This is a genomic window from Pseudorhodobacter sp., assembly GCF_030452865.1.
In the GTDB taxonomy this organism is placed as follows: Bacteria; Pseudomonadota; Alphaproteobacteria; order Rhodobacterales; family Rhodobacteraceae; genus Pseudorhodobacter.
Genome location: NZ_JAKDLJ010000056.1, coordinates 1 through 13,411 on the forward strand (window position 1 = coordinate 1; position 13,411 = coordinate 13,411).

The 13,411-nt window shown below is 61.0% G+C and carries 11 protein-coding genes and 2 pseudogenes; 10 read left to right on the forward strand and 3 right to left on the reverse strand.

Annotation, left to right across the window (positions count from 1 at the left end; translation table 11 throughout):
- Positions 1–321 precede the first annotated feature (321 nt).
- Positions 322–564 (forward strand): annotated as a pseudogene (locus tag L0H65_RS05410) (IS110 family transposase); the annotation flags it as partial.
- 317 nt (positions 565–881) lie between these two features.
- A complete protein-coding gene (locus L0H65_RS05415) occupies positions 882–1,127 on the forward strand; it encodes a hypothetical protein (protein WP_301457816.1) in 246 nt (81 codons plus the stop codon).
- A gap of 181 nt (positions 1,128–1,308) precedes the next feature.
- Here the strand turns inward: L0H65_RS05415 and L0H65_RS05420 are convergent.
- A pseudogene (locus tag L0H65_RS05420) lies at positions 1,309–1,461 on the reverse strand (transposase); the annotation flags it as partial.
- Positions 1,462–1,634: 173 nt separating this feature from the next.
- Between L0H65_RS05420 and L0H65_RS05425 the strand changes: the two are divergent.
- The 6 genes from L0H65_RS05425 to L0H65_RS05450 are packed head-to-tail and all read left to right on the forward strand — an operon-like array spanning position 1,635 to position 8,796.
- Positions 1,635–2,927, forward strand: coding sequence for an amidohydrolase family protein (locus tag L0H65_RS05425; RefSeq protein WP_301457817.1), 1,293 nt, complete (start codon positions 1,635–1,637; stop codon positions 2,925–2,927).
- Between the two features lie 32 nt (positions 2,928–2,959).
- On the forward strand, positions 2,960–3,943 hold the full coding sequence (locus L0H65_RS05430) for a BMP family protein (protein ID WP_301457818.1): 984 nt from the start codon (positions 2,960–2,962) through the stop codon (positions 3,941–3,943).
- 6 nt (positions 3,944–3,949) lie between these two features.
- Positions 3,950–5,302, forward strand: coding sequence for an amidase (locus L0H65_RS05435; protein WP_301457819.1), 1,353 nt, complete (start codon positions 3,950–3,952; stop codon positions 5,300–5,302).
- Complete coding sequence (locus L0H65_RS05440) at positions 5,299–6,819, forward strand: ABC transporter ATP-binding protein (protein ID WP_301457820.1); 1,521 nt, start codon at positions 5,299–5,301, stop codon at positions 6,817–6,819. The genes L0H65_RS05435 and L0H65_RS05440 overlap by 4 nt, the downstream gene beginning before the upstream one ends.
- Positions 6,809–7,858: an ABC transporter permease gene (locus tag L0H65_RS05445; protein ID WP_301457821.1), complete on the forward strand. Its 1,050-nt coding sequence runs from the start codon at positions 6,809–6,811 to the stop codon at positions 7,856–7,858. Before L0H65_RS05440 ends, L0H65_RS05445 begins: the two co-directional genes overlap by 11 nt.
- Positions 7,855–8,796 carry an ABC transporter permease gene (locus L0H65_RS05450; protein ID WP_301457822.1) on the forward strand — a complete coding sequence of 314 codons (942 nt, stop codon included), beginning with the start codon at positions 7,855–7,857 and terminating at the stop codon, positions 8,794–8,796. The genes L0H65_RS05445 and L0H65_RS05450 overlap by 4 nt, the downstream gene beginning before the upstream one ends.
- A 179-nt stretch (positions 8,797–8,975) precedes the next feature.
- Here the strand turns inward: L0H65_RS05450 and L0H65_RS05455 are convergent, their stop codons facing one another.
- Positions 8,976–10,346 carry a sensor histidine kinase gene (locus L0H65_RS05455; RefSeq protein ID WP_301457823.1) on the reverse strand — a complete coding sequence of 457 codons (1,371 nt, stop codon included), beginning with the start codon at positions 10,344–10,346 and terminating at the stop codon, positions 8,976–8,978.
- A complete protein-coding gene (locus tag L0H65_RS05460; RefSeq protein WP_301457824.1) occupies positions 10,343–11,014 on the reverse strand; it encodes a response regulator transcription factor in 672 nt (223 codons plus the stop codon). Before L0H65_RS05460 ends, L0H65_RS05455 begins: the two co-directional genes overlap by 4 nt.
- A 165-nt stretch (positions 11,015–11,179) precedes the next feature.
- Here L0H65_RS05460 and L0H65_RS05465 point away from each other — a divergent pair, with 165 nt between their 5' ends.
- Positions 11,180–12,289 carry a tripartite tricarboxylate transporter substrate binding protein gene (locus L0H65_RS05465; protein WP_301457825.1) on the forward strand — a complete coding sequence of 370 codons (1,110 nt, stop codon included), beginning with the start codon at positions 11,180–11,182 and terminating at the stop codon, positions 12,287–12,289.
- A gap of 125 nt (positions 12,290–12,414) precedes the next feature.
- A partial coding sequence (locus L0H65_RS05470; protein WP_301457826.1) for a tripartite tricarboxylate transporter permease occupies positions 12,415–13,411 on the forward strand: 997 nt, incomplete at its 3' end.

A 13,411-nucleotide genomic window follows, 5' to 3' on the forward strand; every position in this document is an offset into this window, starting at 1 on the left:
GGACGATCCGCGCGATCTGTTCGGTATGATTCAGCGCGCAAAACCACGTTGAGGCAGGGTAGGGCGTCTGAAGGCCGAGGATTCCGAAATCACTTGCTGATGCACTTGGTTGTTTCACCATGACTCTCGATCCCTGCATCCTGCTGCGTCCGACCTTGGAATTTGGCCACCTTTACAAGTGGCTGGCTCTGACGATGTAACCGCCCCCCGATGACATCTGTGTGCCCCGGTGGGTCTGCGAGGGTCCACAAAGGGGAGTGGTCATGTCGGGGAGCATCACGGTCGGACCCGATCCGTTGGCTGAAAGGCGAATGCGTAGCAATCGCTGACAGGCTGGTGAAGAATGTGTTTCAGGTTCGGGGAGCAGACGGTGCGGGGCGTGCGGTGCTGCGCACCTAGCTGAGCCGAACGCAGGTGTTGGAGTCCTTCGGGCAGTTGCTGCCTTGCGTTGTCGCGATGCAAGCCTGGGGCGGCGCTCATTTCTGACGGGGCGAGATCGGCAAGCTGGGGCATGACGTGCGATTGATCACACCGTCCTACGTCAAGCCTTTCGTCACGCGCCAGAGCGAGGCGGAAAAGAAGACGATCCGGTGAATCGCCTTCTCGCCGAACGACGCGGCAGATGCCGAGGTGAGGGGCATTCACGCCGTCGACAGAGCCGGACACAGACCTCAGATTATTTTCAACCGTATCACTTGTGTAGGGTTCCTGCGAAAAACGAGTCAACACTGAACCCGTGTTTTTCGTATCTCGCTGAAATCCTGGGAGCTTTTGCGTTTGATCAGGATCAGGATCAGGATCGGCAGCAGTGCCGCATCAAGCCACCGTTGAAACCATCGCCCGCGGCTGGTATGTTACCAAGTCATACCATTGAGGCGCGGATGACCGTCAAAACCACGCTCAGCTTTACCGACCGCCATCCCCACTTCCTCGTGAAAAAGGTGGGGCAAGGCGTGTTCGCGACCCAGAGCGTCGCGGTCGCGCTGGAGCAGATGATTCAGGACGAACAGGAACGCGATGTGGCGCTTGACGCCCTTACGCAGGACATCCGCGCCCGGATGGAAACACCGCGTTCGGCGTTCATCGACGAGGACGATGCATTCGCCGCGGCGCGAGCCAAGCAATGAATATCCCAAAGTGTTGAGCTACTTCTAACATCCTCGGGTTCCAGAGATCGGCATGGCGCCCATTTTGTAGGCAAACATCAAAGGTGTGGTTCTTGTCTTGGCTGCTTCAGTTCAAGGTGAAATTTGGAAATCTATCGGATTGTCCAGTGCGCCCAACACTTTAAAATTCCGCCCCCATCGAGGGCGCATCAGACCACCGCAATCCATTGCGATTGATGAAGATTATGGCGCTCAGGACCCGTCGATCATCAACGCGGGGCTTTCCATGGCTCTTGGGAAAGAAGGGGTGAAGGCGGGCCATTTGCGCCTCGGTCAGCCAGAAAAGGTTGCTGATTGTCCAGTCTCCTCGCGGAGCCTGAATCGCACTACAGGCGCAATATCAATGGGTCCAGACCCTCGATTTCAATTCATCCGCCCGATTTTTGAATGGTTGGAAAAAAGCTTGCATCACTGGTGACAACCCGCAACAACTGATGTGAGAGTGTGCAAAGTTACACTGGGGGGATCATGTTGGATTTGGTGGTGCGCGCGGCGCATCTGGTGGGCGTGAAGGGCCTCGTAGATGTAGCAGTTCGTGGTGGCACGATTGTCGAGATCGCCCCCAGAATTGACGCGACCGCCATCCGGGAAATCGACGCCGCTGGGCATCTGGTGGCACCGCCCTTCGTCGATCCGCATTTCCATATGGATGCCACCCTCAGTTTGGGTCTGCCACGGCTGAACCAGTCAGGCACACTTCTGGAGGGCATCGCCCTTTGGGGCGAATTGAAGCCCTTGTTGACGCCCGAGGCGGTGATGGAACGCGCGTTGCGCTATTGCGATCTTGCCGTGTCGCAAGGGTTGCTGGCGATCCGCAGCCACGTCGATGTCTGCGATGACGCGCTGACGGCGACCGAGGCGCTGATTGAGGTGCGCCGACGGGTGGCCCCCTATATTGACCTGCAACTGGTGGCGTTTCCACAGGACGGATTGTTTCGCAGCCCCACCGCTGAGGCCAATCTGTTGCGCGCTCTGGACATGGGCGTCGATGTGGTCGGCGGCATCCCGCATTTTGAACGCACCATGCAGGCGGGGGCCGACTCGGTGCGTCGGCTGTGCGAAATCGCGGCGGATCGCGGACTGCCGGTCGATCTGCATTGCGACGAAAGCGATGATCCGATGTCGCGCCATATCGAAACCCTGGCGGCCGAGACGATGCGTCTGGGACTGCAGGGCCGGGTGGTCGGATCGCACTGCACCTCGATGCATTCGATGGACAATTACTATGCGTCCAAGCTGATCCCGCTGATCGCCGAGGCCGCGTTGCACATTGTGCCCAACCCCCTGATCAACATCACCCTTCAGGGCCGGTCCGACACCTATCCGCGCCGTCGCGGTCTGACCCGTGTGCCGGAATTGCGTGAGGCGGGGGTGAACGTCGCCTTCGGGCAGGATTGCACGATGGACCCATGGTATTCGCTCGGCTCAGCCGACATGCTGGAGGTGGCGCATATGGGCATTCACGCCGTGCCGATGACCTCACGCGATGCAATGGCTTGGGCATTCAATTCCGTCACGCTGGGCGGGGCTGCGGCGATGGGCCTGCCTGACCCCACCCTGCGCGTGGGTGGCCCGGCCAGTCTGGTGGTGCTACAGGCCCGCGACCGGATCGAGGCGGTGCGGATGCGCGCCACCCGCCTGTTTGTTGTGCGCAATGGCCGGGTACTGTCGGAAACGGCGCCCCGGTTGGCGCAACTCTCGCTGCCCGGACGCCCCGCCATGCTGGACCCTGCTGCTTATGCCCCGATTGCCGAAGATTGATTGATCTGAACCCCAAAGAAAGGACCGCTGCCATGCGTCTGAAGACCTCTCGCCGTCAGTTGCTGATCGGAACCGCCGCCACACTGGCGCTGCCGTTCTATGCCCGCCATGCCCGTGCCGAAGGGCCGATCAAGGTGGCGGGTATCCATGCCTCACCCGTTGAAAATGCGTGGAATTCCCGCATCCACGCCGCCTTGCAGGCTGCTGCTGCCGATGGGCTGATTTCTTATGAGTTTTCCGAAAGCGTTGCCGCTACCGACTATCCGCGCGCGATGCGTGAATATGCCGAAGGCGGGGCGCAATTGGTTTTAGGCGAATCCTTTGCGGTTGAGAACGAGGCCCGCGCTGTGGCCGGCGACTACCCCGATGTGGCCTTTCTTATGGGCTCATCTGGCGGACCTGAAGGCGAGAATTTTGGTGTTTTCGGCACCCGCAACCATGAGGCGGCCTATTTGGCGGGTATGCTGGCGGGTAAGATGTCGCAAAGCAACATCTTCGGCTCGGTTGGCGCCTACCCGATCCCGGAGGTGAACCTGTTGATCAACGGCTACCGCAAGGGCGTGCTGGAGGTGAACCCCGATGCAAAATTCCTGAACGGCTTTATCGGGGCGTTTTTCGATCCGGCCAAGGCGAAGGAAGCGGCGATTGCCCAGATCGACGCCGGGGCCGACATCCTGTTTGGCGAACGAATCGGCACGGCGGACGGGGCGAAAGAGCGCGGGGTCAAAGCCATCGGATCGCTGATCGACTATTCGCCGCGCTATCCCGGCACGGTCTTTGCCAATGCGATCTGGAACTTCCGCCCCACGGTTGAGGCGATTGTGACCGACATCGCGGCGGCCAAGCCGGTCGGGCGCGATTACACCGAGTATTCCTTCATGAAATACGGTGGAAATGAGCTGATCTTTGTGGCTGATGAAGTGCCTGCCGAACTGGTTGGGCCGATGGAGGAAAAGCGCGCCGCCATTGCTGCAGGCACGTTTGAGGTGCCGATTGACGCGACCGAGCCTGCCTGAGTGCAGGTGCAGGACGCAACCTCGCTTGCCGCTGCCATTGCCTCGGGCCGGGTCACCGCGCCCGAGGTGATGGAGGCGGCGCTGGCGGCGGCGGCGGCGCGGGCCGATCTGGGGGCGTTCTGTGTGGTGGATGCTGCCTTGGGTCGTGCCGGGGCTGCATCGGCTACGCAGGGGCAGGGGCCGTTCGCCGGGGTGCCCTTTGCGGGCAAGGATCTGGGATCGGCGGCGGCGGGGCTGCCCGTTGGCGCGGGCAATGCGACCTTGCGTCGGTTGGCCGGGGCGGGTGGCGCGGATTCTGCGCTGTTCACCCGGTTTCGCCGGGCCGGGCTGGTGCCTTTTGGCCTGACCACGGTGCCGGAATTCGGGCTGGCGCTGACCTCGGGCGCGGCGCGCAACCCCTTTGACCCCGCGCTGTCGCCTGGTGGGTCTTCGGGCGGGGCGGCTGCGGCGGTGGCGGCTGGGATCGTGGCGATTGCCCATGCCACCGATGCGGCAGGCTCTATCCGGGTGCCTGCGGCGGCCTGTGGCCTGGTCGGGCTGAAGCCGTCGCGCGGGGCTGTACCGCAGGGGCCGGATTTCGGCAATCATCTGATGGGGTTGGCGTCTGAACTGGTGTTGGCGCGGTCGGTCCGTGATGTGCGCTGCGCGTTTGATCTGGCCGCCGGTCTGGCCGAGGGGCCGGGGGCCGACCCTGTTGATGCGGGTTTTGCGGCGCCCATCCGAGTGGCGCTGGCGGTCTCACCCCGCGTTGGGGCCGAGGCTGCGGCCACGGTCCGCGCCGCCGCCGATGTCTTGGCCAATGTGGGCTGTGCGGTGCATGAGATCCCTGCGCCCGATGATCTGGGCCTGCGCGCCGCCGTTGTGGCGCGCACCATCCTGACCGCCTCGCTGGCGGATTGGACCGCCGCCGTGGGTCTGCGCGGCACCGACCTCTCGCCCCTGGCCGCTGCCATCGCTGCTGAGGGGTATGCGATGCCCGCGCCGGCGTTGTTCAACGCCAGTCGTGAGTTGGCGTTGATTTCGCATGCGCTCTGGCATGTTTTTGCCGATATCGACGTGTTGGTGATGCCGGTTCTGGCCGGACCACCGCCCGCGCCGGATGCGTTCGATTTCACCGCGCCCGACCCCACCGCGCATTTCGCGCTGATGGAGGCGACGGCTCCCAATGCCGCGCTGGCCAATGTCGCCGGATGCCCCTCGCTGGCGCTGCCCTTTGGCACCGACACCGCCGGGCGGCCCATCGGCATCCAGTTGTTGGGCCGTATGGGCAGCGACCGCGCGTTGCTTGCCTTGGGCGAACGCCTGCTGGCCACCCGCCCGCCGGTTGCCTACCCCTTTACCATCGCGGGCCACCCATGACCGAGATCATTCTGGAACTGACCGGCATCACCAAACGGTTCGGCCCGCTGGTGGCGAATGATGACATTTCTCTGCACCTGAAAAAGGGAGAGATTCTGGCGCTATTGGGTGAAAACGGTGCGGGCAAGACCACGTTGATGAACATCCTTTTCGGCCATTATGCCTCCGATTCGGGGGAGGTGCGGGTGAACGGTCACACCTTGCCCTCGGGCCAGCCGCGCGCCGCCATCGCCGCGGGCGTCGGCATGGTGCATCAGCATTTCACACTGGCGGCAAACCTGACCGTCACCGACAATATCGTGATTGGTTCTGAATCGCTGTGGCGCATGGACAGCCACCGCAAAGCGGCCACGGCCCGCATCCGCGCCCTTTCGCAGACTTTTGGCCTGCCGGTAGATCCCACCGCGCGGATTGGCGATCTGTCGGTGGGTGAACGCCAGCGCGTGGAAATCCTGAAGGCGCTGTACCGCGATGCTTCCATCTTGATTCTTGATGAGCCGACCGCCGTCCTGGCCGCCCCTGAGGCCGAACAGTTGTTTCGCATCTTGCGCGGCATGACGGCGGGCGGTTTGTCGATCATCTTCATCAGCCACAAACTGCATGAGGTGATGGCGGCGTCCGATCGCGTCACCGTGCTGCGTGGCGGTCGTGTGGTTGCCGAACGGCGAACGCCCCAGACCAGTCCGGCGGAATTGGCCGAGTTGATGGTGGGCCGCAGCGTCACCCGGCCAAAGCGTGCCGTCCATGCCATCGGCGCGCCGGTCTTGATTGCACGGGGGCTGAGTGTCGCCGAAGGGCAGGGCAAGACGCTGACCGATGTGGATTTTGAGGTGCATCAGGGCGAAATTCTGGGTATCGTCGGCGTCTCTGGCAATGGGCAGGCCACGCTGGGGCGGGTGCTTTCGGGCTTGGCGCGGCCCGCTGCCGGATCGTTGACGCTGGAGGGGCGCGACATCAGCCGCCTGACCCCGCGACAAGCGATCAGCCTTGGCATGGGGCGCGTGCCCGAGGACCGCAACGCCGAAGGCGCAGTGGGCGATCTGTCGGTTTGGGAAAATGCGGTGCTAGAGCGGTTGCGTGATCCGGCCTTTTCCTCTCGCGGTTTTGTGCGCCGCAGTGCCGCCCGCGCCCATGCGGCAGAGCTTATCCGCCGCTTTGATATTCGCGGCGCAGCGCCGGACACCCGCACCCGGCTGCTGTCTGGCGGCAATATGCAAAAGCTGATCCTGGGTCGCAATCTGGCAGCGCGCCCACGGTTCCTGTTGGCCAACCAGCCAACGCGCGGTCTGGACGAAGGTGCCATTGCCGCCGTTCATGCCGACCTTTTGGCGGCGCGGGCCGCAGGCGCGGCAATCCTGTTGATCTCGGAAGATCTGGATGAGGCGGTGGGCTTGTCAGACCGCATTCAGGCCATCGTCAAGGGGCGCCTGTCCGAGCCGGTCACGGCGGATGAGGCTGATGCGCGCACGCTGGGGTTGATGATGGCCGGGGTCTGGGAGGTGCGTGATGCGGTTTGAACGACGCCAAGACGTGTCATTGCCCGCGTTGGCCATCGCGCCTTTTGCGGCCGTGGCGGTGACGTTGGTGCTCTGCGCCGGGCTAATCGCCATGGCCGGGGTGAACCCGCCGACCGCTTATGCGCAGATGCTGAAAGGTGCTTTTGGCTCACGGTTGGCAATCACCGAGACCCTCACCCGCGCTGTTCCGCTGATGCTGACGGGGCTTGCCGCCGCCGTGGCGTTTCGCGCGCGACTGTGGAACATCGGCGGTGAGGGGCAGTTTTACATCGGCGCGCTGGTCACGGCGGGCTTGGGTCACAACCTGCTTTCTGGCCTGCCGATGCCCTTGGCGATTGCGGTTTTGATGGCGGCCAGCATGGCCGCCGGGGCTGTACTGCTGGTTGTCCCCGCGCTGATGCGGCTGCGTTTCGGCATTGACGAGGTGGTGACGACGCTTCTGTTGAACTTCATCGTCATTCTGTTCGTTGGCCTGATGGTCGAGGGGCCGCTGAAAGACCCGATGGCCTTTGGCTGGCCGCAATCGGTGCCGGTGGCGGCGGGGCTAAGGCTGCCTGATCTGGTGCCACGGTCGCGGCTGCATGTCGGGCTGATCATCGCCGTTGTCGTGGCGGCCCTGGTCTGGCTCTTGCAGGCGCGCACGGTCTTCGGGGCCGAGACGCGGGCGGCTGGGTTGAACCCGCGCGCCGCCGCCTTTGCCGGGGTGCCTTTGACCGCCACGCTGGTCAAAGTGGCGGCACTCTCAGGCGGGTTGGCCGCATTGGCCGGCACCATCGAGGTACTTGGGCCAACGGGATATGTCACCACCACGATGTCGCCCGGCTTTGGCTATGCCGGGATTGTGGTCGCCATGCTGGCGGCACTGCATCCGATGGGTGTTGTCGCCGCCGCGATCTTTGTCGCCACCGTCTTTGTTGGTGCAGACTCAATGAGCAGGGCGACCGGCGTGCCGTCCTTCATTGCCGATGTGATTGTGTCGGTGTCGTTCCTGACCATGCTGACGGCCCTATTATTTACCACATACAGGCTGCGCCGATGAACGAAACATTCGATATCCTGACCAATGCCAGCCTGTGGGCCGCCGTCTTGCGGATTGCCACGCCGCTGATTTTTGGCGTCCTCGGTGCGCTGCTGTGCGAACGCGCAGGCGTGCTGAACCTTGGGATTGAGGGGATCATGACGATGGGTGCCATGGCCGGATGGCTGGCGGTCTATTGGGGTGCTGGGCTGTGGACGGGGCTGTTGATCGCGGCGCTGGTGGGGCTGATATTGGGGCTTTTGCATGCGCTGTTGACGGTGGTTCTGGGGCTGTCGCAGCATGTCTCGGGGTTGGGGATCACGCTGTTCGGCTCCTCCCTGGCCTATTACCTATACCGCCTCTGGGTGCAGGTCGGTGATCTGCCGCCGACGATCCAGCCGTTCCAGCCGCTGAAGATTCCGGGCCTGTCATCGCTGCCATTTTTCGGAGAAGCGGTGTTCAGCCAATCGGCCCCCACCTATCTGGCGCTGGCGCTGGTCGGCGTTACCGCTTGGGTGTTGAACCGCACACCCCTCGGTCTGGCGCTGCGGATGTGCGGGGAGAATCCCCATGCGGTTGAGGCGCAGGGTCTGAATCCGATTGCGATCCGCATCGGTGCCGTGATGGTCGGATCGGGGCTTATGGCGCTGGGCGGAGCCTTTCTGACCATGGCTGCGTTCAACAGCTTTTTCCCGACCATGGTACAGGGTCGCGGCTGGATCTGCATCGCGCTGGTGATCTTTGCCTCGTGGCGGCCGGGTAAGGCGCTGCTGGGGGCGCTCTTGTTCGCGCTGTTTGACGCTTTTCAGCTCAGGCTGCAAACCTCGGTCAGTGGCGTACCTTATCAGCTGTTTCTGATGGCACCCTATGTGCTGTCGATCGTTGCGCTGATCCTTGTGGCCCGCCGTGCCCGCGTGCCCGAGGCGCTCATGCAGCCCTATCGGCGCGGCGAGCGTTAACTCAACCACTCTACCTGCGGCAGGGTAGCGACGCCGGCCTCTCACGGCGGCGTCATGATCGACAAGGTGCAGTCGGCACCGATAGCATGGAGGCACGATGCGAGTCCCTGGCGGTTAAATTTAGGGATTGACGCCTTCTTTCTGATACAGCCCGCTGAAGGCGGCGGCTTTTTGGCTCTCTACGTCGCAATTGGAATTCGCATTTCAAAGACCGCGCCGATTTCGCTATCAACGATGTGGACTTGGCCGCGATGACCAATGGCCACATCGCGAACGATGGCGAGACCAAGGCCGCAGCCACCGGATGCATCATCTTGCACCCGATAGAATCGATCAAAAAGCCGCTCCCGCGCGTCTGCCGGGATGCCTGGGCCAGAATCCTGAACCCGAATGATTACATGATCCTGGGCAAAGGTCAGGCGCACTGAAATTTCGCCGCCATCAACGCAGCCGTAGCGCACGGCGTTGTCCAGCAGGTTTTCAATCGCCTCTGACATCATGATCTCGTCGATTGAAACCAACACGGGTGCGCCGTTGACATCAAAGGAAACATCGCAGCCTTTGCGCATGCAGGTTTCGGCGAGAGGCAGGCACCGCTCTTTCAAAAGCGCAACCAAATCAACCTCGCTCCTTGTGTCCAATCCTCTCCGCCCTTGGGCTTTTTCCATTGACAAAAGCTGTTGTGTCAGCCGGCCCGTCGCTCGCGCGGTTTCGGCAAGGACGGCGACACGGGCGCGCAACTCGGCCTCATCGGGGGCGGTTGTGGCCGCCTCGGCCTGGGCCTGGATCGCGGCGATGGGGTTACGCAACTGGTGGGCGGCATCTGAAATAAACGCATCGCGCAGGTCAAAAGCTTCGGCAAGACGGCCAAAAAGCGCATTCATCGCCCCCACCAGATTGCGGACTTCCTTGGGCACTTTGCGCCGGATCGGTCCCAGATCATTTGATGACCGCAGGGCGATCGCCTCTCGCAATTGCAAAAGCGGGCGCAGGCCAAGATTGATGCTGAACCAAACCAGCAGCCCCGCAGCGACCAAGACCGCGGCCATAAGGACAATGGATTGTGAGAGGAGTTCCAGGCTGAACGCATCGCGCTGCTTTACCGTTTGCCAGACATCAACCGTAACCCAGCCGCCAAATTGTGGCTCGGCGATGAACTCACGCAGCGTCACGGCCCGCACGCGGCGACCTAAGTTAATGGTATCATAAAAATACGGCACGCCTGATAAAACCTTGGCATCCCTGGGCAGGGGCGGGGCCTCGGAATATCCGGTTACGAAGCGCCCCTCCGGCCCTGCAATGCGATAATAGACAGGATCACCCAAGGCATTGGTCAAAGATTCGAGCAAATTTTCCGTAAGAACATCCCCTTCGCTGAGCACAACGTCACGCGAAATAGTCAGGGCAACCGCCAGCAAAGTGTTGTCGTAAAGACGTTGCGACATGTGTTCGGCCATGACAAAACGTACGGCACCGGCGCAGCAAGCCACGATGATCAACGGAAAGATGATCAGCACGAACAGGCGGCTGCGTAACGACCAATGCTTCATTCCGGCGCATCATCCATCAGATATCCAAGGCCGCGCGCGGTGCGGATTGTCACGCCGGCCCCCGCAAGTTTGCGGCGCAAGCGCGAGATCAGCAGTTCCACTGCGTTTGCCTCTACATCCGACCCAACACCGTAAAGCGTGTCGGCAATCCGATCCTTGGAGACAATGCGTCCGCTGTGATCGACGAGGCATTCGAACAGGGCCAGTTCTCTGCGTGGCAGATCAATCGGGCCATTCGGGCCGGACAGCAGCCGAGACGTGCGGTCAAAACGCAGTGCGCCGATTTGCAGGTTGCCTTTTTGCAGATTAGGCTGGCGGCGGGCGAGGGCACGGATGCGGGCGCAAAGCTCGGCCATCTCGAACGGTTTGACCAAATAATCATCGGCGCCAGCATCCAGCCCTTCGATCCTGTCGACAAGTTCGCTGCGGGCCGTCAACATAAGGACGGGAACCGCGTGCCCTGCGCTGCGAATATGACGCACGATTTCAAAGCCGGACAAGCCCGGAAGGTTGACATCTATGATAGCCAGATCAGCACTTTCCGTGGTCAGAAACGCCGCACCTTCGGCCCCATCCGACAGCCAATCCACGGCATGGCCCTGATCCTTGAGAGCATTTTCTATTCCATGGGCAAGGCTGACATTATCTTCAACAAGAACGATGCGCATTTTTGGAACCTGACAGGTTTTCGACAGGATGCACCTTTATTGTGCGGTTCATCAAGCCGTATGACCGGGTGGGTCGCGATACGGCAGATGCTTTTACAATTGACGGGCGTTAGAGTGCTTTGGCATTCTGTCTATCAAGAGAATTAAGGTCAGGGAGGACCGTACATGCCAGGATTTATCAACACGACCCGTCGACGCGCGCTTGGTTTGGCGCTTGGTGCCGCAGCCGCTGTTAGCTTTGCCGTGCCAGCCGCAGCCGAGGTGTCATTCGCGGGCAAGACCATCGAATTCATTATCCCGTTTTCCGCAGGTGGCGGCTCTGACACCTGGGCGCGATTTAACGCGCCTTTGTTGGGCAAATACCTGCCGGGAAACCCAACCGTTGTTGTGGTGAACGAACCGGGTGGCGGATCAACCAAAGGGACGAACCTGTTTGCAGCCCGCGCCAGGCCGGATGGTTTGACCATTCTGGGGACTTCGGGTTCTACCCAGTTTCCTTATCTGCTGGGCGACCCGCGCGTGCGTTATGACTATGCCGACTGGAAGATCGTCATGGCAGCGCCTACGGGTGGCGTGGTTTACACCTCGCCTTCGACAGGTGTGACCAAGACGGATGAAATTGCGAAATTGGTCGGCCAAAAGCTGATCTACGCCAGTCAAGGTGCTACCTCGCTGGATCTGGTGCCATTGCTTGGGTTCAAGCTGATGGGGCTGGATGTCCAGCATGTGTTTGGCTTCAAAGGGCGTGGTGATGGCCGTCTGGCGTTTGAGCGTGGCGAGACGAATATCGACTACCAAACCTCATCTGCCTATATCAAAAACGTGGAGCCTTTGGTGGAGGCTGGCACCGCTGTGCCGCTGTTCAGTTGGGGTGTATTGGATGACGAGGGCAACTTGGTCCGCGATCCAACCTTCCCAGACCTGCCAGATTTTGGCGAAGCCTATAAGAATTTGACCGGCAATGCGCCATCTGGTCCAGAGTATGACGCCTATTTTGCCTTCTTCACCGCAGGCTTCCCTGCGCAGAAAATGCTGTTCCTGCCAAAAGATACGCCGCAAGAGATTGTGGATGCCTATCAGGCGGCCGTTGTGGCAATGAAGGAAGACCCGGACTATCAAGCCAACAAAGAGGCCGTTTTGGGCACTTATGAGCAGGTAACTGGCAAAGCCGCCGACGCGCTATTCAAAAAGGGAACTGTCATTTCGCCGGAATTGCGTAAGCAAGTCGTCGATATGCTGGCCGCTGATTATGGTGTGAAACTGGGCGACGATTAACTCCGCCCCAAAGGCGCAGATCCGAAAGGGCCTGCGCCTTTTTTTCGTTCGATGCTCCGGGTCAACATTCCCTCTGAATCTCCCTGAAGTCTTACCTCCTTGCAAGGGGGAAAAGGAGTCCAGCCATGATCGATACCCTTATGTCTGCCCTTGTCGCGCTGATGACATTTCAGCATCTGGCTTATATGTTGCTTGGCGTTTCTGTCGGGTTGGTGATTGGCGTTATTCCCGGCCTTGGCGGTATTGCCGGGTTGTCGCTGTTGGTGCCGTTTCTCTATGGAATGGATCCAATTTCAGCGCTTGGGATGCTGATCGGCCTTGTCGCCGTTATTCCAACATCCGACACCTTTGCGTCGGTCCTTATGGGTATACCGGGGTCAAGTGCCAGTCAGGCTACGGTGCTTGATGGCTTTCCACTGGCCAAACAGGGGCAGGCGGCGCGGGCGCTATCGGCGGCGTTCATTTCCTCGTTATTCGGCGGTATCGTCGGCGCGGTCATCCTGACGTTCTTTGTGTTGATCGCACGGCCATTGATCTTGATGTTCGGCTCGGCTGAATTGTTCATGCTGGCCCTGTTCGGCCTGTCAATGGTGGCTGTTCTGGCCGGACGCAGCCTGCCCAAAGGGCTTGCGGCTGCTGCAATCGGGTTGCTGATTGGTTCTATGGGGGCGGCCCCCGCAACGGGCGAATTTCGGATGATTTTTGGCACGGAATACCTGTATGACGGTATCCCGCTGGTCATCATTGGCCTTGGCCTGTTCGCAATTCCTGAAATTTCGGACCTGTTGCGTAAAAACAGTTCAATCGCCGAAGGGAATGTGCTGGGCAGCGGTTGGTTGCAAGGCTTGCGCGATTGGTGGGCGAACTTGTTTCTGTCGATCCGCTGTTCCGGATTTGGCTGCTTGATCGGCGCTATTCCCGGTCTCGGCGGCTCGGTCGTCGATTGGATTGCCTATGGCCATGCCGTGCAAACCACCAAAGACAACCCGCATTTCGGCAAAGGCGACATTCGCGGTGTGATCGCACCCGAAAGTGCCAATAACGCGATGCAAGGCGGTGCGCTGCTGCCGACGATGTTGTTCGGCATTCCGGGCTCGGGTTCTATGGCCGTTTTCCTTGGCG

Coding starts and splice junctions, on each gene's coding strand:
- L0H65_RS05415 (WP_301457816.1), top strand. CDS start 882: ATGACCGTCAAAACCACGCTCAGCTTTACCGACCGCCATCCCCACTTC.
- L0H65_RS05425 (WP_301457817.1), top strand. CDS start 1,635: ATGTTGGATTTGGTGGTGCGCGCGGCGCATCTGGTGGGCGTGAAGGGC.
- L0H65_RS05430 (WP_301457818.1), top strand. CDS start 2,960: ATGCGTCTGAAGACCTCTCGCCGTCAGTTGCTGATCGGAACCGCCGCC.
- L0H65_RS05440 (WP_301457820.1), top strand. CDS start 5,299: ATGACCGAGATCATTCTGGAACTGACCGGCATCACCAAACGGTTCGGC.
- L0H65_RS05445 (WP_301457821.1), top strand. CDS start 6,809: ATGCGGTTTGAACGACGCCAAGACGTGTCATTGCCCGCGTTGGCCATC.
- L0H65_RS05450 (WP_301457822.1), top strand. CDS start 7,855: ATGAACGAAACATTCGATATCCTGACCAATGCCAGCCTGTGGGCCGCC.
- L0H65_RS05455 (WP_301457823.1), bottom strand. CDS start 10,346: ATGAAGCATTGGTCGTTACGCAGCCGCCTGTTCGTGCTGATCATCTTT.
- L0H65_RS05460 (WP_301457824.1), bottom strand. CDS start 11,014: ATGCGCATCGTTCTTGTTGAAGATAATGTCAGCCTTGCCCATGGAATA.
- L0H65_RS05465 (WP_301457825.1), top strand. CDS start 11,180: ATGCCAGGATTTATCAACACGACCCGTCGACGCGCGCTTGGTTTGGCG.